The organism is Martelella sp. FOR1707 (assembly GCF_053484265.1).
Genome location: NZ_JBAKFP010000002.1, coordinates 797,466 through 815,743, shown reverse-complemented (window position 1 = coordinate 815,743; position 18,278 = coordinate 797,466). Strand labels below are relative to the sequence as shown.

Here is an 18,278-nt window from a genome sequence, read left to right as displayed (position 1 = left end):
CTCCCTCATGCGCGCTCCCAGATGATAAACATCAAGTTTGCCGGCGCAAGCTCATCTTTCGGTTAACGCCGGACAGGAGTTTCCCAGACCGCGAGTTTGCGCTAAAAGGCCGCTGAGCAAATTGCAGCGGGAAACTTCATGTCACTGTCGGAAAGCGAACAGCAGGCGCGGCTCCTGGTCCAGGCCCTGCCCTATATGCAGAAATACGAGAACAAGACGATCGTCGTGAAATATGGCGGTCACGCCATGGGCGACAGCGAGCTTGGCCAGGCCTTTGCCAGCGATATCGCGCTGCTGAAACAGTCGGGCGTGAACCCGATCGTTGTTCACGGCGGCGGACCGCAGATCGGCAGCATGCTGAAGCGCATGGGAATTGAATCGAAGTTCGAAGGCGGGCTGCGGGTCACCGATCAGGCCACCGTCGAAATCGTCGAGATGGTGCTTGCGGGCTCGATCAACAAGGAGATCGTCGCGCTGATCAACCAGACCGGCGAATGGGCGATCGGGCTCTGCGGCAAGGACGGCAACATGGTGTTTGCCGAAAAGGCCAAGAAGACCGTGGTCGATCCCGACTCCAACATCGAACGCGTGCTCGATCTCGGCTTTGTCGGCGAGGTCGTGACCGTGGATACCACCCTGCTCGATCTGCTGGCGAAATCCGAAATGATCCCGGTGATCGCGCCGGTGGCCCCGGGCCGCGCCGGCGAGACCTACAATATCAATGCGGATACCTTCGCCGGCGCGATTGCCGGCGCGCTGCGCGCCACGCGCCTGCTGTTCCTCACAGACGTCCCAGGTGTGCTCGACAAAAATGGCGAGCTGATCAAGGAGCTCTCGGTTGCCGAGGCCCGCAACCTGATCCTCGACGGCACGGTTTCGGGCGGCATGATCCCCAAGGTCGAGACCTGTATCGAGGCGATCGAGGCCGGCGTCGAGGGCGTCGTCATCCTCAACGGCAAGGTCAAGCACTCGGTCCTGCTCGAAATTCTTACCAAGGGCGGCGCGGGCACGCTGATCGTGCCCTGAGCTAGAGCTCGCCCCATAAGTCTGCCTTTACCGACTAATCCTCATCGCCGGAAAGGATGGCCATCCTTTCCGGCGCTTCTTTATCTCACGAAGAAGCACGGAAATCATAAGACAAGCGTTTCAGTTTCTAACGAAAACGTATCCGGCATCTGCGCGGCCGTCGTAGTCGCTACTCTTGGGATTTCCGCGACAAGAGCAGCGCCAACGCGGCCGAACTCGCGCCGAAAGCGCACGTGCCGGTCCAGCCACAGGCGGCATAGGCAGCGCCACCGATGCCGGCACCAACCGCACCCCCGGCGAGCATGGTCGCCATAAACACGGTGTTGAGCCGGCTGCGGGCGGTCGGATCGAGCGCATAGACACGCGCCTGATTGGCGACCTGTGAGGACTGCACCGCTAGGTCCATCGCTAGAATGCCGAGGATCAGACCGATAAGTGAACCTTGCCAAAGGCCAAAGATCACGAAGGCGAGCACCACGAAGGCCGCGCCAATCGACACGACGACGGCGGGGCCGCGCCTGTCGGCAAAACCGCCGGCGACTGGCGCGGCGAGCGCGCCCGCCATCCCGACAAGCGCCATAAGTCCAACAGCCGTACCACCGAGTTCAAAGGGCGGTTCAGCTAGCAGCAAGGCGAGATTCGACCAGAAGCCGATGAAGGCGGCGAAAATCAGGAACTGCACCATAACCGCCCGCCGGAGAACGCCATGCGTCCGCACCAGTGTCCACAAGGAGCGAAGCAGGCGCGGATAGCTCAGATCAGTTGTAGGCGGCACGCGGGGTAGCCAGAGCGCCAGCGCTGCGCCGATCACGGTCATCATGACGGCAGCGCACCAGAACACGAAAGGCCAGCCCCAGAGGTCCGAGATCGTGCCGCTGACGGTGCGGGCAAGCAAAATGCCGATGAGAATGCCGCCTGTCACCTTGCCGAGAACGCGACCACGCTCGGCAGGTGCTGCCAGATGCACCGCGAGTGGAACGATCTGTTGCGCCACCGTGGCGAACAGGCCAACCGCGAGGCCGGCGACCGCCAGCCATAGGAAGCCGGGCGAAACGGCCGCGCCGATCAAAGCCGCCACCAGAGCGCTAATGGTCACGAGGATGAGGGACTTGCGTTCCAACCGGTCGCCAAGTGGGGCCAGGAACAGTACGCCGAGGGCATTGCCGGCCTGCGTCAGTACCGGCACGATGGCGGCGACACCGGCCGCCAACCCGAATTCCGCCGTCAGGTGGCCGAGGAAGGCCTGATTGTAATAGCTGCTGGCGACGGCCGCGCCAGCGCCAATCGCGAGAAGGCGGACGAGCGCGGGTGACAGGTGGTCGGATCGGGTGCGGTCTGTTCTCATACGGTGCATGAGATACAGTCCGATCCCGCGGATACAAATCATATCTGTTGCCGAATGATTAAGTTCAGCTAAACTGAAAGCTATGACATCACCCGTTTCCTTCGGCGCGCTGCGTACCTTCGTTGAAGTTGGCCGGCAGGGCAGCATCAAACGCGCCGCGCAGGAACTGAACGTGACGCCGGGAGCCGTCAGCCAGCAGGTCAAGGCACTGGAAGCGCGATTCGGCATCCTGCTCCTTGAGCGCGGAAACCGAGAGGTGAAGCTTTCGGCGCACGGTCTGCGCCTGTTTGGCAAGGTCGCGCCGAGCTTCGAGCAGATCGACGCTGCCGTGCAATTGTTCGAGGATCGCCGACCGGGACCGCGTTCGCTGGTCGTCAGCACGACGCCTTCCTTTGCCGCGTGCTGGCTGACGCCGCGCCTCGGTCGCTTCGTTGCACAGCATCCCGAGATCGAGATTCATATTGAAACGTCGGTGCAACTCGCGAACATGACAGGCGGCATGGTGGATGTGGCGATCCGGCACGGCTCCGGCGACTACCCCGGCCTCGACACCACTTTGCTCTTCAAGCCGCGGCTTTTGGCGGTCGCAAGCCCGTCGCTTCTAATCGACGGTCCCTTGAGAAATCCAGCCGATTGTCTGCGCTATCCACTTCTACAGGACCGCGACCGGGCCGACTGGCCGACATGGCTCGAATCGCATGGCGTCAATCCTGCCCGGAACGCGACAAAAGGGCCGAGTTACGCCGATGACGCATTGCTGATCCAAGGCGCCATTGCCGGCCAGGGCCTCGCCATCGTGCGCGATATTTACGCGGCCCGCGCTCTGGACGCCGGTAGCGTCATTCTAGCGATCGACGCGCCCGTTGAGACCCCGGTCGGGTACTTTATACTTGTGCAGCCGGACAGAATGACTGTGCCGAAGATCGCAGCGTTCCGCCGATGGATCATGTGCGAGGCTGGCGTCGCATAAATTCCGCTTAAAGCGGAAATTCTGAACCATCAATACATCTAACCGGACGAACCGGTCGGCTTCGCCCTTTGCCATAGCGACATCAGGCGATATGCGGCTCGGCCTTGCCGGGCCCGCTTGCGCTCTTGTGGGCCGGCAGCATCGTCGCAAGCACCGCCACAATCACATAGGCAACCAGATTGAAGACCACCGCACCGGCGAAGGCCTGAACATAGGCCGGGTGCTGGTCGCCGCCGGCCGGAAGCAGGCTCGCCAGTCTGGAAAAGAAAATCCCGCTGATGATCGCGATGCCGAACGCGCCGCCGAGCTGCTGAACGGCCTGCAGCGCGCCGGAGGCCGACCCTGCCTCGCGCGCCGGCACGCCAGCCAGCACGAGCTGGAAGATTGAGGCGATCGACATACCGAGCCCCAGCCCCGCCGTCAGCAACGGACCGAGCACGTCCCAGTGCGAAATCGTATCGGTGATGGTCAGCACATAGGAGCGCAGCCAGAAAATGCCGACGAACAGCAGCGCCAGCCCGCAGATCATCCTGAATTTCAGCGCCACGCTGCCAAAGCGGCCATTGGCAACGGATGCCAGGAAGACGCCGACCGAGAACGGCACTGTGGTGAGCCCCGATTTCAGCGGGTCGAACTCGAACCCGACCTGCAGGAAAATCGCAAGGCAGAGGAAGAAGCCCGGCATGGTGGAGAAGAACACCAGCGCCATCACGCTGCCGACCATGAAATTGCGGTTCGCGATCAGCGCGAAGGCCAGAAGCTGCGGCCGGTTGCGGCGGTTTTGACGACGCTCCCAGAACACGAACGCCGCCAGAACCGGAACGGCGGACGCCATCATCGCGTAACACCAGATCGGCCAGCCGAAATTGCGGCCCTCGACCAGAGGAAAGATCAGCATGAACATCGCCGCCGCAATCAGCGCGATGCCCGCATAGTCGTTGCGCCCGCCGGGATGGCTCTCCGTATGGGGGACGAGCTTCCATCCAGCCAGAACGGCGAACACGCCGATCGGCAGGTTGATCAGGAAAATTGCGCGCCAGCCGAGGCCGAACAGGTCGTGATCGATCAGCAGACCGCCGATGATCGGGCCGCTGACGGTCGCGATTCCCGCCATCATGCCGAAAAAGGAAAAGGCGCGCGCGCGTTCGTGGGGCGGAAACATCACCTGCGCCAGCGCCAGCACCTGCGGCGTCATCATCGCGGCCGAAAAGCCCTGGAACAGACGCGCCGCAACCAGCATGCCGATTTCGTGCGACAACCCGCAAAGCGCCGAACCGACGGTGAAGCTGAGAACGCCGATCATGAACATCCGCTTCTTGCCGACGATATCGCCAAGCCTGCCGAACGGCAGCAGCGCAAGCGCGAACACAAGCACATAACCCGCGACCACCCATTCGATGTCGGAATTGGAGGCCTTGAGCCCCTTCTGGATCGAGGGCAGCGCGACATTGACGATCGTGACGTCGAGCATGTTCATGAACACGGCGCAAAGCAGCACGGCCAGCGCCACCCACCGGCCCGGATGCGGCTCGGCCTGGGCTTCAGTCAGACTGGAATTCACGAAAATCCTCCTTCAGGGCGAAGCGAGCACGGATTGGACGGGTTTGAGGAAGCCGCCATTGCGCCGGATATCATCTTGGCCTCTTGGTTACCACACGCACCGGGCGTGGCAATAATGATGCCGGCAAAAGTTTCAGAGTCTCAGCCCGTTCCGCCTGAAAGAAGCGCCCTCCGCTTGCCCCGACAAGCTGCGGATGGTTGTTTCCGCCGCGCGCGGGCATCAAACGACGACAATAGCCGCAACGCTTTAAAAAATGCCGCAAATAGCCTATTTTGTTGAAAAAAGCAGGTTTTGCCAAACCTCGTTTCCACGCCCTCGCGCCGCTCTGCCGGAAGGACACAATTTGACGACGTTTTATCTAGCGGTGCTGGTGTTTTCCGGCCTCGTTCTTCTTGCCGCGCTTTCCAGCGCGCTCGCCTTCCGTTTCGGCGCGCCCCTGCTGCTCTTGTTCCTGGGCGTGGGACTGCTGGCGGGGACCGACGGCTTCGGGATCGAGTTCGACAATGACGCGCTGACCTTCTATGTCGGCTCGCTGGCGCTCGCCGTGATCCTGTTCGATTCCGGCTTCGGCACATCGTTCAAGACCTTCAAGACGAGCGCAGCGCCCGCGCTATTGCTTGCAACGGCGGGCGTGGTGACGACGGCCGGACTGGTGGCGCTGGCGGCCGCCGTGATCCTCGGTTTCTCCCTGCTCGAGGGCTTTCTGCTGGGCGCGATCGTCGCCTCGACGGATGCGGCCGCCGTGTTCTTCCTGATGCGCATCGGCGGCATCAGGGTGATGGACCGGGTGAGCGCCACGCTGGAAGTCGAATCCGGCATCAATGACCCGATGGCGATCTTCCTGACCATGACGCTGGTTTCCATTCTCTCCATGCAGGAAACCGGCGTTCAGGAAGTCCTGCCGATGCTACTTCATTTCGTGCAGGAGATCGGCTTCGGCCTGTTGTTCGGGGTGATCGGCGGCGGTCTGACGGTGCTGATCGCCAACAGGTTCAGCCTCAATCGCGGTCTGGCGCCGATCCTGGTGCTGACGGCGGCGCTGCTGATCTTCTCGGCCACCGGTGCGGCCGGCGGCAGCGGCTTCATGGCGGTCTATGTCGCGGGCCTGATCGCGGGTAACCGCCATGTGCGCTATGTCGGCTCGATCAGGCGGTTTCAGGAGGGCATGACCTGGCTCGCGCAGATCATCATGTTTCTGCTCCTCGGCCTGCTGGCAACGCCGCGGAACTTTCCCGAGATTTTCCTCCCGGCCTTTGCGCTGGCGCTGTTTCTGGTTTTCGTCGCCCGCCCCGCCGCCGTCTGGCTCTGCCTGTGGAAGTTCGATTACCGCCCGCGCGAGACCAATTTCATCGCCTGGATCGGCCTGCGCGGCGCGGCCTCCATTCTGCTTGCGATCCTGCCGAGCCTTTACGGGCTGGAGAATGCCGGGCGCATCTTCAACATTGTCTTCGTCATGGTGCTGGTTTCGCTGATCCTGCAGGGCTGGACGCTGGCGCCGCTTGCACGGTTCCTGAAGCTGGTTCAGCCGAGGGCAACCGGGGCGCTGGAGATCGTCGACATCGACCTTCACGAAAAGGCCAATCACGAATTGCTGGTCTATCGCCTTGCCGAAGGCGCGCCGGTGCTCGACGGCGCGTCGATACCGCGCTGGGCGATCCCATCGCTGGTGGTGCGCGACGGGCTTTCCATGCGCTATTTCTACGCCGGCAACCTCAAGGCCGGCGATTATCTGTATCTGTTCGTGATCCCCGGCATGTCCTACCTGCTGGACCAGCTTTTCGCCGATCCGAAACTTGCGGCGAAGGCCGGAGAGGAACCGCTGCTGGGCACACAGGTCCTGTTGCCCGACCGCCCCGTAAAGGAGCTGCGCGCGATCGACCCGACGGTCACGATACCGCCGGGGATCGAGGATATGCGGCTTGCCGACTACATGAAACAGGAACTCGGCGGCAAGCCGATCATCGCCGACCGCCTGCATCTCGGTCCGCTGGCGCTGATCGTGCGCGATGCCGATGAAGACCACAATATTACGTCGGTCGGGGTCTGGCGCGATGGCGCAATCGAACGCCCTACAAGCCCTCTCCGCTCCCTGAGCCGCTTCTTCGCCCGTCTGCGCCGAAGGGTGCGGCGCTAGGCTTTTCATCGTCGCGACATTGCCGAGCGGGCGGTTTTTGAATAGGACTCCATTCGTTGATTTCAGTGGCCGCCTTCAGCAGATATCGAGACGCGCCACAGCCAAACCCGCGCCCTTCCCCGGGGTGCCGCAACACGCAAGAGGACGACCCATGCCCGCCTTCAAGACCCTCGACGATCTGCCCGACATCAACGGCAAGCGCGTTCTTGTGCGCGTCGATCTGAACGTGCCCTTCAGCGACGGCCGGGTGACCGACACGACCCGGATCGAGCGCGTCGCGCCGACGATCACCGAGCTTTCCGGCAAGGGCGCCAAGGTTATCCTGATGGCCCATTTCGGCCGCCCCAAGGGTGTGGTCGTGCCCGACATGTCGCTGAAGCCGATCGTCCACGCCGTCGAGGAAGTGCTCGATCACGCCGTTGCCTTCGCCGATGACTGCGTCGGCGAGCCCGCCGACAAGGCGATCGCGGCGATGCGCGCCGGCGATATCCTGCTTCTGGAAAACACCCGCTTCCACAAGGGCGAGGAAAAGAACGATCCCGATTTCGTCGCGGCCCTTGCCGCGAACGGCGATGTCTATATCAACGACGCCTTTTCCGCCGCCCACCGCGCCCATGCCTCGACCGAAGGCCTCGGCCACCACATGCCGGCCTATGCCGGCCGCACCATGCAGGCCGAGCTCGAAGCGCTGGAAAGCGGCCTCGGCAATCCGAAGCGCCCGGTCGTGGCGATCGTCGGCGGCGCCAAGGTGTCCACCAAGATCGATCTTCTGGAAAACCTTATCGACAAGGTCGACGCTTTGGTGATCGGCGGCGGCATGGCCAATACCTTCATTGCCGCCAAGGGCATCGATGTCGGCAAGTCGCTATGCGAGCACGACCTGGCCGACACCGCCCGCACCATCATGGCGAAAGCGGAGAAGACAGGCTGCGCGATTGTGCTGCCCGTCGATGGCGTTGTCGCCGGCGAGTTCAAGGCCAATGCGGAAAACGAGACCGTCGCGATCGACGCGATCCCGGCCGACAAGATGATGCTCGATGTCGGCCCGCAATCCGTCAAGGCGATCAACGAGTGGATCGAGAAGGCCGAAACGCTGGTCTGGAACGGACCGCTCGGCGCTTTCGAGATCGAGCCCTTCGACGCGGCCACCGTCTCGGCTGCTAAGTTCGCTGCGGAACGCACGAAGGCGGGCAAGCTGACCTCGGTCGCCGGTGGCGGCGACACCGTCTCCGCTCTCAACCACGCCGGCGTGAAGGATGATTTCAGCTATGTCTCCACCGCCGGCGGCGCATTCCTGGAATGGATGGAAGGCAAGGTTCTGCCGGGCGTTGAGATATTGAAGAAGTAGTCTCTGCCGCCTCGTCTTTTCGAGGCGGGAAGAATTCCAGAAAGCAGGAAGCCGGCCCCCTCGGAGGCCGGCTTCTTCATACGCGTCTGACGTCCGTTAGAACGTCTGCGTCACCGATACCTTGAATGTCCGGCCGGGCTCGGAATAGAAGCGCTCCGGCTGGGTCATGTCGGTGTCCTGCAGGTCCAGCGCGTTGTAGTAGGTCTGGTCGAACAGGTTGTAGACCCCGGCCTGGACCAGCAGGCCCTCGAACTGCTCCGGCGACCACCAGGCGGTGACGTCGACGATGCCGTAGCCCGGCGCCTTGAACTCGGCGGTGGAACCATCCGGCACCTTGGCCGAAAGGATCCAGTTGGCGTTCGCGCCCCAGGTCTCGACATTGTAGCCGCCGCCGATCACCGCCTTCAGCGGCGCGACCGAACCGAGAATCTCATTGGTATCCATGTTCCAGCCGCGCGCAAAGGCGAGCGAGGCGTGCATGTCCCAGTCATTGAGGAAGGTCTTCTGGTAGCTCGCCTCGATACCGGCAATCTCGACATTGTCGATATTGACGGTCTGGGTGATGCCGAGCGGGTAGAGGCCGGCGGCAAAGCCGAGATCGGCCGGTTCGACGGACTGCGTGTCGATGAAGTCCTTGTAGCGGCTGTAGAAGGCCGAGACCCGGCCGCCATCGTCATCATCGCCGAAGTTCGCGCCGAGCTCGACGCCCCAGCTTGTTTCCGGCTCGAGATCGGGATTGCCGATTCTGAGATAGCTGCCCGGCGCGCCGTAGTCGACGTAAAGCTCGCCAGGCGTCGGCGCGCGGAAGGCAGTCGAGATCTGGCCGTAGAGCTGGGTGAAGTCGTTGAGCTCGTAGGTGGCGAGCAGCTTCGGCGAAATGTGCCAGTCGCTCTGGCCTTCCGGCAGGCCGTTATAGTTCGGGTTGTTGCGGTAGGCGGCGGTTTCCTGCGGGTCGTACTGATACCAGTCGAAACGCACGCCGGGTGTCAGCGCGAAGCCGCTGTCGCCGAAGACGATCTCGTCATGGGCGTATAGGCCGAGAACATAGCCGTTCACATCGGGCGTGTCGGCTTGGTTGGTATGCAGGAAGCTGCAGGTGCTGAACGGGCGGAACGGCCCGGGACCGCAATTGTCGACGCCGCTCGAATACTGGCTGGTCTGCGAATAGTAGAAATCGCCGCCGAGCGTGAAGGTATGAAACAGCGAGCCGGTCTCCACGCTCTTCTCGGCCCAGCCCGACCAGCCGTAGCGTTCCTCGTCGGTCTTGGATGTGCGCGAATATTCGCCAAAGGGCGGTGCGCCGCGCGAGGGCAGGCGGATGCCGGAGGTGCCGCTTTCGCGCTCGCTCTTCAGCCAGTAGAACGTGCTGAAGGCCTGGTCGATCAGGCCGTCATCGGCGATGGCGTTGTAATTGTAGTCGATCGAGACGCGGTCGCGATGCTTGTCTTCGGTGCCGTTCCAGTTGTCCAGCGCATAGGTCGCCCCCTGATCGGTCAGCAGCTCGATATCCTTGTTGCGGTCATACCGTTCCACAGTCAGGCCGATGGTGTGCGCTTCCATGATGTTCTGGCGGATCTTGAACAGCAGGTTGTTCTCGTCGAAGGTCGCCGGGTTCGGCTCGCTGCGGGTCGCGCCATAGCCGCCGACATCGCCCTGGTTCTTCATTTCATCACCCGTGGCGATATCGCCCTGGAACAGAAGCGCGGTACCGCCCGACTGGATCGCGAACGCGCCCTCGCCGTCCATGCTGTTATCGGCGCTGTCATAGGTAAAGCCGATGCGGCCGCCATAACCCTTGTCGGGATCGATCAGGTCTTCGGGCTCAAGCGTTCTGAGCACCACCGTGCCGCCGAGCGAGCCGCTGCCAGAGCGCGAGCTGTCGGCGCCGCGCACGATGTCGATCGTCGCGATCGAATCGAACGAGAAGGCATCCCCGCCGCCGCTGGCGTCCGAACGCGCAGTGTCATCGAGATAGGGAATCTGGATGCCGTCGATGACCGTGGAAACGCGCGGGCCCTGCATGCCGCGAATGTTGACCGAGCCGGCATCATCGCCCACGAAGGTCACGCCCGGTTCCAGAATGCGGGTGTAATCGTCAAAATCGGTGACGATGTTCTGGTCGAGATCCTCGCGCGTTGTCTCTGTGGCAAGCGGGGTGTCGGCGATCCCCTCCTTGCCGCCCGTTGTCGTCACGCTGACGGGGGAAAGCACGGTCGTCTGGGTGCTGTCCTGAGCCAAAGAGGCCGTGGCGCTGATAAGGGTGGCCAGAGCCGTGCACGATGCCAAAATCCGCGAAATACGCATCACCGAATCCTTCTTTTTCACTGAAGAACCTGGCTGGCTTGCGAACGGCATGGCGTACTGGCTGGCTGGGCATTTTCCGGCGGTCAGCCGGTGTTGGACTATCCGCTATAAAACATGAGTATAAGTGTCAAGATAAATTGCCCGGGTTTTGACACATTTGCACCGCCTGTGCCGGATATGCGTCATCACAGCTGTCGCGCGGGCGAAAACCCGGCTATAATGAGCCACGGGTAAAGAGGACTACCGGATGAACAAGAAGCGTCTCGCGCGCCGGGTTGCGGCCGCTGTCGGCATGCTGGTCCTGACCAGCGGCGTCTATCTTGGCGGCCTTCAGTTGAGCGGCAATTTTCACGAGGTCAAGGCGGGCGAGTTCTATCGCTCGGGGCAGCCCAGCGCGGACGCGCTTTCGCGTTATATCGACCGGCACGGCATCAGGACCGTTATCAACCTGCGCGGCGCGAGCCCCGGCCGGGCGTGGTATGACGACGAGATCAGGGTGAGCGCTGAGAAGGGCGTCGAACATATCGACTTTCCGATGTCCGATCGCACCATATTGTCGCCGGAGCGCAGCATGGAATTGCTGGCGCTGATGCGCGATGCGCCCAAACCGATCCTGATCCACTGCAAGGCCGGCGCAGACCGCACCGGGCTTGCCTCCGTGATGTATCTCCAGCAATTGGGCGGCATCGACGAGGAAACCGCCGAGTGGCAGCTTTCCCCGCTTTACGGCCACGTCGCCCTGCCCGGCATCGGCCCTTACGCCATGGACACGAGTTGGGAGGACTTCGAGAAAGTTCTCGGCCTCGATAGCTGAGGGCGTTCCCTACGGCGCGAAACGCGACCGCTCCTCTTTGAACCGACGCGCCAGAAACGCGCGGATGAGCGCGATTCTCGCAAGGCTGCCTGTATCGGGGTGCGAGAGAAGATGATAGGCCCTGCGAAAGCCGACGGACGGCAGGATGCGCTCCAGACCCTCGCAGTCGCGGGCCACGAAATCATGCAGGATGCCGATGCCAATTCCCGCCCTCACCGCCTCCATTTGCCCGGCAACGCCAGCGCAGCGGAATTGACGGCCGGCAAAGCGCGCAAGATGCCCCGCATAATTCAGCGACGAGGCATAGGCATAGTCTTCCACGCCTGTGACGACCACATGGTCGGCAAGCGCCTCCTCGCTTTCGGGCGTGCCGTGCCGGCGCAGATAGGACGAAGCGGCATAGACGCCGAGCGTGTAGTCGGTGAGCCTGGACACCACAAGCCGGCCTTCCGCCGGCGGATCGAGCGTGATTGCCAGATCCGCCTCGCGCTTCGACAGCGAGAATGTGCGCGGCAGCGGCACAAGCTCCACGATCAGGCCCGGATGCTCCTCCTGCAGGCGTCCGAGTTCGGCGGCCAGAAAATAGGTGCCGAGCCCGTCCGGCGCGCCGACCCGCACCGTGCCGGAAAGGCTGGCGCCGCGCGCCCTGGTATCCTCCGCAATGCCCAGAATTTCGGTTTCCACCCGCTCGGCCACCGCCAGAAGCCGCTCGCCGGCCTCCGTCAGCGTCGAGCCGGAGGGGCGGCGTTCGAACAGCGGTTCGCCAAGGGACTCTTCCAGCGCATTCAGCCGTCGGGCGACGGTGGCGTGATTGAGCCCGAGCGCCTGCGCCGCCGCCAGTATCTGCCCGCGCCGCGCCACCGCCAGAAAGACCCGCAGATGATCCCAATCCATTCGCCTGCCCTACAATTTTTGCACAATGGATTTTAGATTTATCCTGTTTCTTTGCAGAAATGAATAGGCGATAGTGCCGGCATACAGCATCGATCTTTCCCTGGAAGGCAAGGGAATTGAATATGGCCTTGCGGCTTGCTCCCAATACTCTCTCCCGCTGGCGGGAGAGATGCCCCGAAAGGGGCAGTGAGGGTGGCGCAGCGTATCCAATTGTGAGGCGTTCGCGGTGAAAACCTCCCCCCTCACTGCCCCTTTCGCGACATCTCTCCCCTCCGGGGTGAGAAGATTGGGGGGCCATGCGGAAAGGCCATGGACAACAGCCCTGCCCTCAAGCGGGGGATCGATGGCTCCAAAATTCAAAAAGCCTCATTGGCAGCAACACCGGAGGAATAACCCATGAAATCCATTCAGCATTTTGTCGGCGGCAAGCCGTTTGCGGGAACCAGCACCCGTACCGTGCCGACCTATAACCCCGCCACCGGCGAGCAAAGCGGCGAGCTTTCGCTGGCCAGCAACGCCGATGTGCGCGCCGCCGTCGAGGCCGCCAAGGCAGCTTTTCCGGACTGGGCGGCGACCACGCCGCTGCGCCGCGCCCGCATCCTGAACAAGTTCCTGTCGATCCTGGAAGACCGGATCGACGAGATGGCGAAAGTCATCACCGCCGAGCACGGCAAGGTCCATTCCGATGCGCTCGGCGAAATCCAGCGCGGCATGGAAGTGGTCGAGTTCGCGACCGGCGCCCCGCAGCTTCTCAAGAGCGAATACACCGAAAATGTCGGCACCGGCGTCGACAGCTATGCGATCCGCCAGCCGCTCGGCGTCGTCGCCGGCATCACGCCGTTCAACTTCCCGGCCATGGTGCCGATGTGGATGTTCCCGATCGCGCTGGCCGCCGGCAACTGCTTCGTGCTGAAGCCGTCCGAGCGCGACCCGTCCGCCTCGCTGCTGATTGCCGCATGGCTGAAGGAAGCGGGCCTGCCCGATGGCGTCTTCAACGTCGTCCAGGGCGACAAGGAAGCCGTGGACGCGCTGTTGAACGACCCGGATATCGAGGCCGTCTCCTTCGTCGGCTCGACCCCGATCGCGCGCTACATCTACACCACCGCGACAGCCAACGGCAAACGCTGCCAGGCGCTGGGCGGCGCCAAGAACCACATGATCGTGATGCCCGATGCCGACATGGACCAGGCCGCCGACGCCCTGATGGGCGCCGCCTTCGGCTCCGCCGGCGAGCGCTGCATGGCGATTTCGGTCGCCGTTCCCGTCGGCGACGAGACGGCGGACAAGCTTATCGACAAGCTGAAGCCCCGCATCGCCGCGCTGAAGGTCGGCCCCGGCACAGATCCGGAAGCCGATATGGGCCCGCTGGTGACGGCGGCCGCACTCGAGCGCGTGACCGGCTACATCAACTCGGGCGTGGAAGAAGGCGCCGAACTGGTGGTCGACGGTCGCGATCTCAAGCTGCAGGGCTATGAGAACGGCTATTTCGTCGGCGCGACCCTGTTCGACAAGGTTACCACCGACATGAAGATCTACAAGGAAGAGATTTTCGGCCCGGTTCTCTCCGTCGCCCGCGCCAAGAGCTATGATGAGGCCGCAGAGTGGATCAACGACCATGAATTCGGCAACGGCACGGCGATCTTCACCCGCGATGGCGATGCCGCCCGCGAATTCGCCCACAAGATCAAGGTCGGCATGGTCGGCGTCAACGTGCCGATCCCGGTTCCGATGGCGTTCCACTCCTTCGGCGGCTGGAAGGCCTCGCTCTTCGGCGACCACCACATGCATGGCCCGGAAGGTGTGCGCTTCTACACGCGCCTCAAGACCATCACCCAGCGCTGGCCCAAGGGCATCCGCGCCGGCGCCGAATTCTCGATGCCGACGATGAAGTAAATACCGTAGCGCCGCCCCTTACCGGGCGGCGTTTTTCTGCTATATAGCGGCCACTAAGAGCGACAGGGGCGCCCGTGAGAGCGGGCTGAGATGAACCCTTGGAACCTGATCCGGATCATGCCGGCGGAGGGAGTCACTCGGGTTTTCGCTTCGGCGCCCGAGTTCCTCCGCGACAAACAAGGAGGACGCCGATGGCCGATATCGCCCCCATACTTGAGAAAATGCGCGCGGACGCGCCGCTTACCCAATGCATCACCAATTACGTGGCGATGAATATCGCGGCCAATGTGCTGCTCGCCGCCGGCGCTTCCCCGGCAATGGTCCACGCCAAGGAAGAGGCCGGTGAATTCGCCGGCATCGCCTCCGCCGTCACCATCAATATCGGCACGCTATCCCCCGACTGGCTTGCTGGCATGAAGGCCGCGATCGAGACGGCCAACGGCAAGCAAACGCCGTGGGTATTTGATCCCGTCGCCCATTTCGCCACCGGCTTCCGCGCCAGGGCCGCGCGCGAAATCCTCGACCTCGGCCCCACCATCCTGCGCGGCAATGCCTCCGAAATCCTCGCCTTCTCCGGCGCCACCAGCGCCGGCAAGGGCGTCGATGCCGGCGACAGCGTTGCCGCCGCTGAAGAGACAGCGAAGGCGCTTGCCCGAGAGCGCAACATGGTGGTGGCGGTCACCGGCGAACGCGATTTCGTGACCGATGGAAGCCGCGTCGCCCGTATCGGCGGCGGCTCGGCGCTGATGCCGCGGGTGACGGCGCTCGGCTGCGCGCTGACGGCGCTTGTCGGCGGCTATGCCGGAGCACGGCGTGACGACGCCTTCGAGGCGACGGTCGCGGCGCTTGCCCATTACGCGGTGGCCGGCAGCCGCGCGCATCGAAAGGCGGAAGGCCCCGGCTCGTTCCAGGTCCATTTCCTCGATGCGCTTGCCGCCGTGACACCCGAAGCGCTTGACCTTGAAGCGGAGATTGAATGGCCATGAAATTCGACCTTTCCCTCTATCTCGTTCTCGACCCGGACCTTTGCGGCGACTATGGCATGGTCGCCACCACCAGGGATGCCATTGCCGGCGGCGCGACCATGGTTCAGCTCCGCATGAAGCACGCCTCGACCCGCGAACGCATCGATATGGGCCTCGCGCTGAAACAGGTCACGGCCGGAACGCCGTTCCGCCTGATCGTCAATGACGACGTCGAGGCCGCCATCGCGATCGATGCCGATGGCGTTCATGTCGGCCAGGAGGATGCGCATCCGCGTGAGGTGCGGGAAATGATCGGCGACGACAAGATTCTCGGCGTTTCCGTCAATGGCCTCGACGTGGCGCGCGCCTTTGATCCCGCCGGCATAGACTATATCGGCGCCGGGCCGGTGTTTGCCACCAGCACCAAGTCAGACCACGCGCTGCCCGTAGGCTTTGCCGGCCTTTCCGCGATGATCGACCTTTGCGGATTGCCCGCAGTTGCCATCGGCGGGTTGAAAGGGGAGCATGTGGCGGCCACATTCAAAAGCGGGGCCGACGGGATCGCCGTCGTTTCGGCCATTTGCGGCCAGCCCGACCCATATCAGGCGACGGCGGATCTTGCCGAAGCCATCCGGAAGGCGAAGCAATGATCGCAAACATCCTCTCGATCGCCGGGTCCGACCCCTCGGGCGGCGCCGGCATTCAGGCCGACCTCAAGACCTTTTCCGCGCTTGGCACCTATGGCATGGCGGCGATGACGGGCCTGACGGCGCAGAACACGCGCGGCGTCACCGGCGTGCACGAGGTTCCCTCGGCCTTCGTCGCCGAGCAGATCGCCGCGATCTTCGATGACGTGAAGGTCGACGCGATCAAGATCGGCATGGTGGTCAATGCCAATATCGCCGTCACCATCGCTGACAGCCTGCGCCACCATGTGGAGGTGCCGGTCGTGCTCGATCCCGTCATGGTCGCCAAGGGCGGCCACCGGTTGCTGCCGGAAGATGCAATCGAGGCGCTGAAGGAGCACCTTATACCGCTTGCCGCCGTGCTGACGCCAAACCTGCCCGAGGCCGCCGCCCTGCTCGACGCCGATACGGCCACCACCCGCGATCAGATGATCGAGCAGGCAACCGCGCTGAGAGGTCTCGGCGCGCAGGCAGTGCTTCTGAAGGGCGGCCATCTGGAGGGCGCGGAAAGCCCGGATCTGCTGGTCACCGCCAATGGCCATGAATGGCTGGAGGGCGCGCGCATCGATACCGCGAGCACCCACGGCACGGGCTGCACGCTTTCAAGCGCGATCGCGGCCGAGATCGGCAAGGGCGCGCCTCTTTCGGAGGCGGTCGCAAACGCCAAGCGTTATGTCTCCGGCGCGATTGCGGCGGCCGACAGCCTGCATGTCGGCTCCGGCCACGGGCCGACCCATCATTTCCATGCGCTTTGGGGCGAAGTCACCAAAACGTGATGCCGTCCACCCCGCAGTCAGCCGCCGTTCATCTTTTCTACGCTAATCCTGCCCCTAGCTTCCAAACAGAGGCTGCGTATACTGCTGCCTGAGCAACGAAGGAGGCTTTGGATGAAAAACGGATTTATGATCGCCGGCGCTGTCGCGCTCTGTCTCAGCGCAGGTTTTGCGGTTGCAGAGGATGGACCGCAAATGCTGCGCCAGGACGACATGAAGGCGATAGGCAAGGCCATGGGCCAGCTCGGCGCGATCGCCAAGGGCCAGAACGCCTATGACCCGGTCGTGGTCGAGGGCGCGCTCTCCGATATTTCCACCAACATCACCGATTTCACGACCCATTTCCCGCCTGATTCGAAAACCGGAAACGGCACCGAGGCGAGCCCGGCGATCTGGGAAAACATGGACGACTTCGAGGCCCATGCGCAAAAACTCGCCGATGACGCCGACGCTTTGCTAGCCGACCTGCCGGCCGATCAGGCCGCCGTGGGAGCTGCCATGAAGACGCTGGGCGCCAGCTGCGCGGCCTGCCACAAGCTCTATCGGGTCGACAAGTAAGGCCTTCTCATTGTCTTGGCGCGGTTCCGGGCGATTGAGCGGTTCTCCGCCCGCCCGGAACTGCTGTTTTCCTTTGAAATTCGGGAACAGGGAGACCCGGCGTGAAAAAGCTGACGATCATCGTACTGGCTATCGCCGCTCTGTTCATGGGGGCGGCTTTTGTGGTTGCCTTCACCCCGCCGAAACTCGATCCGGCGGAATATCAGGATCTACAGGCCGCAGATCCCCATAATGGCGCGAAAATGTTCTGGGCCGGCCAGTGCGCCGGCTGCCACGCCGCCCCGGGCGCGACCGGCGATGAGAAGCTGGTCCTTTCCGGCGGACACCCGATCGAAAGCGATTTCGGAACCTTCTATGCCCCCAACATCTCGCCCGACAAGCAAGAGGGCATCGGCGACTGGTCGCTCATGGACTTCGCCAACGCGGTGAAGAAAGGCGTCGGCCCGCATGGGGGCAACCTCTACCCCTCCCTGCCCTACACCTCCTATGTGCGGATGAAGGATCAGGACGTGAAGGACCTTCACGGCTACATCATGACGCTGCCGCCGAGCGACACGCCCAGCAAGCCGCATGATGTTGATTTCCCGTTCAATGTCCGGCTGGGGCTTTCATTCTGGAAGCAACTGTTCTTCAGGAACGAAGCGCGGGTGCAGCTCGCCAACGCCTCGCCCGAGATCATGCGCGGGCAGTATCTTGTTGAGGGGCCGGGCCATTGCGGCGAATGCCACACGCCGCGCAACGCGTTGGGCGGGCTCGAATATGACAAATGGCTCGCCGGCGGGCCGAACCCCGACGGCGAAGGGACGATCCCGGACATCACCCCGGGCTCAAAAAGCATCGGCAACTGGACGGCGGCGGAAATCGCGGACTATCTCGAAACCGGCTTTACGCCGGATTTCGACACGGTCGGCGGTTCGATGGTCGATGTGCAGCAGAACCTCTCGCATCTGCCGCGCTCCGACCTCGAAGCCATCGCCGCCTATCTGAAGGCCGTGCCCGCGCAGTAG

15 protein-coding genes and 1 riboswitch are annotated in these 18,278 nt (G+C 63.1%); of the genes, 11 read left to right on the top strand and 4 right to left on the bottom strand.

Annotation, left to right across the window (positions count from 1 at the left end):
• Window positions 1–138 precede the first annotated feature (138 nt).
• Complete coding sequence (gene argB, locus V6765_RS07790) at window positions 139–1,026, top strand: acetylglutamate kinase (protein ID WP_448427541.1); 888 nt, start codon at window positions 139–141, stop codon at window positions 1,024–1,026.
• Between the two features lie 169 nt (window positions 1,027–1,195).
• Here argB and V6765_RS07785 read toward each other — a convergent pair whose 3' ends face one another.
• Entirely contained in the window at window positions 1,196–2,380 is a 1,185-nt protein-coding gene (locus V6765_RS07785) for an MFS transporter (protein WP_448427540.1), read from the bottom strand.
• Between the two features lie 73 nt (window positions 2,381–2,453).
• On the opposite strand from V6765_RS07785, the gene V6765_RS07780 reads away from it, so the two are divergent.
• Window positions 2,454–3,341 (top strand): LysR substrate-binding domain-containing protein, encoded by an 888-nt coding sequence (locus tag V6765_RS07780; protein WP_448427539.1) that lies wholly within the window; start codon window positions 2,454–2,456, stop codon window positions 3,339–3,341.
• Between the two features lie 82 nt (window positions 3,342–3,423).
• Here V6765_RS07780 and V6765_RS07775 read toward each other — a convergent pair whose 3' ends face one another.
• Window positions 3,424–4,902, bottom strand: a complete 1,479-nt coding sequence (locus V6765_RS07775; RefSeq protein WP_448427538.1) for an MFS transporter — start codon at window positions 4,900–4,902, stop codon at window positions 3,424–3,426.
• A gap of 343 nt (window positions 4,903–5,245) precedes the next feature.
• On the opposite strand from V6765_RS07775, the gene V6765_RS07770 reads away from it, so the two are divergent.
• Both V6765_RS07770 and V6765_RS07765 read left to right on the top strand, forming a co-directional pair.
• The gene (locus V6765_RS07770; protein ID WP_448427537.1) at window positions 5,246–7,036 is read left to right on the top strand and encodes a potassium/proton antiporter; all 1,791 of its coding nucleotides are present in this window, start codon (window positions 5,246–5,248) and stop codon (window positions 7,034–7,036) included.
• A gap of 151 nt (window positions 7,037–7,187) precedes the next feature.
• Window positions 7,188–8,384 (top strand): phosphoglycerate kinase, encoded by a 1,197-nt coding sequence (locus tag V6765_RS07765; RefSeq protein WP_448427536.1) that lies wholly within the window; start codon window positions 7,188–7,190, stop codon window positions 8,382–8,384.
• Between the two features lie 96 nt (window positions 8,385–8,480).
• On the opposite strand, the gene V6765_RS07760 is transcribed toward V6765_RS07765, so the two are convergent.
• The gene (locus V6765_RS07760) at window positions 8,481–10,688 is read right to left on the bottom strand and encodes a TonB-dependent hemoglobin/transferrin/lactoferrin family receptor (protein ID WP_448427535.1); all 2,208 of its coding nucleotides are present in this window, start codon (window positions 10,686–10,688) and stop codon (window positions 8,481–8,483) included.
• A 247-nt stretch (window positions 10,689–10,935) separates the two neighbouring features.
• Here V6765_RS07760 and V6765_RS07755 point away from each other — a divergent pair, with 247 nt between their 5' ends.
• Entirely contained in the window at window positions 10,936–11,502 is a 567-nt protein-coding gene (locus tag V6765_RS07755; RefSeq protein ID WP_448427534.1) for a dual specificity protein phosphatase family protein, read from the top strand.
• Window positions 11,503–11,511: 9 nt separating this feature from the next.
• Here V6765_RS07755 and V6765_RS07750 read toward each other — a convergent pair whose 3' ends face one another.
• Entirely contained in the window at window positions 11,512–12,396 is an 885-nt protein-coding gene (locus V6765_RS07750) for a LysR family transcriptional regulator (RefSeq protein WP_448427533.1), read from the bottom strand.
• 396 nt (window positions 12,397–12,792) lie between these two features.
• Between V6765_RS07750 and V6765_RS07745 the strand changes: the two genes are divergently transcribed.
• The 6 genes from V6765_RS07745 (at window position 12,793) to V6765_RS07720 (ending at window position 18,278) form a co-directional block, all read left to right on the top strand.
• A complete protein-coding gene (locus V6765_RS07745; RefSeq protein WP_448427532.1) occupies window positions 12,793–14,289 on the top strand; it encodes a CoA-acylating methylmalonate-semialdehyde dehydrogenase in 1,497 nt (498 codons plus the stop codon).
• 54 nt (window positions 14,290–14,343) lie between these two features.
• Window positions 14,344–14,438, top strand: a riboswitch (TPP riboswitch).
• Between the two features lie 42 nt (window positions 14,439–14,480).
• On the top strand, window positions 14,481–15,275 hold the full coding sequence (gene thiM, locus V6765_RS07740) for a hydroxyethylthiazole kinase (protein WP_448427531.1): 795 nt from the start codon (window positions 14,481–14,483) through the stop codon (window positions 15,273–15,275).
• The gene (gene thiE, locus V6765_RS07735) at window positions 15,266–15,904 is read left to right on the top strand and encodes a thiamine phosphate synthase (protein ID WP_448427530.1); all 639 of its coding nucleotides are present in this window, start codon (window positions 15,266–15,268) and stop codon (window positions 15,902–15,904) included. Before thiM ends, thiE begins: the two co-directional genes overlap by 10 nt.
• Window positions 15,901–16,716 (top strand): bifunctional hydroxymethylpyrimidine kinase/phosphomethylpyrimidine kinase, encoded by an 816-nt coding sequence (thiD, locus tag V6765_RS07730; protein ID WP_448427529.1) that lies wholly within the window; start codon window positions 15,901–15,903, stop codon window positions 16,714–16,716. Before thiE ends, thiD begins: the two co-directional genes overlap by 4 nt.
• Window positions 16,717–16,827: 111 nt before the next feature.
• Window positions 16,828–17,271 (top strand): c-type cytochrome, encoded by a 444-nt coding sequence (locus V6765_RS07725; protein ID WP_448427528.1) that lies wholly within the window; start codon window positions 16,828–16,830, stop codon window positions 17,269–17,271.
• 146 nt (window positions 17,272–17,417) lie between these two features.
• A complete protein-coding gene (locus V6765_RS07720; RefSeq protein ID WP_448427595.1) occupies window positions 17,418–18,278 on the top strand; it encodes a c-type cytochrome in 861 nt (286 codons plus the stop codon).

Coding starts and splice junctions, on each gene's coding strand:
- argB (WP_448427541.1), top strand. CDS start 139: ATGTCACTGTCGGAAAGCGAACAGCAGGCGCGGCTCCTGGTCCAGGCC.
- V6765_RS07785 (WP_448427540.1), bottom strand. CDS start 2,380: ATGCACCGTATGAGAACAGACCGCACCCGATCCGACCACCTGTCACCC.
- V6765_RS07780 (WP_448427539.1), top strand. CDS start 2,454: ATGACATCACCCGTTTCCTTCGGCGCGCTGCGTACCTTCGTTGAAGTT.
- V6765_RS07765 (WP_448427536.1), top strand. CDS start 7,188: ATGCCCGCCTTCAAGACCCTCGACGATCTGCCCGACATCAACGGCAAG.
- V6765_RS07760 (WP_448427535.1), bottom strand. CDS start 10,688: ATGCGTATTTCGCGGATTTTGGCATCGTGCACGGCTCTGGCCACCCTT.
- V6765_RS07755 (WP_448427534.1), top strand. CDS start 10,936: ATGAACAAGAAGCGTCTCGCGCGCCGGGTTGCGGCCGCTGTCGGCATG.
- V6765_RS07750 (WP_448427533.1), bottom strand. CDS start 12,396: ATGGATTGGGATCATCTGCGGGTCTTTCTGGCGGTGGCGCGGCGCGGG.
- V6765_RS07745 (WP_448427532.1), top strand. CDS start 12,793: ATGAAATCCATTCAGCATTTTGTCGGCGGCAAGCCGTTTGCGGGAACC.
- thiM (WP_448427531.1), top strand. CDS start 14,481: ATGGCCGATATCGCCCCCATACTTGAGAAAATGCGCGCGGACGCGCCG.
- thiE (WP_448427530.1), top strand. CDS start 15,266: ATGGCCATGAAATTCGACCTTTCCCTCTATCTCGTTCTCGACCCGGAC.
- thiD (WP_448427529.1), top strand. CDS start 15,901: ATGATCGCAAACATCCTCTCGATCGCCGGGTCCGACCCCTCGGGCGGC.
- V6765_RS07725 (WP_448427528.1), top strand. CDS start 16,828: ATGAAAAACGGATTTATGATCGCCGGCGCTGTCGCGCTCTGTCTCAGC.
- V6765_RS07720 (WP_448427595.1), top strand. CDS start 17,418: ATGGGGGCGGCTTTTGTGGTTGCCTTCACCCCGCCGAAACTCGATCCG.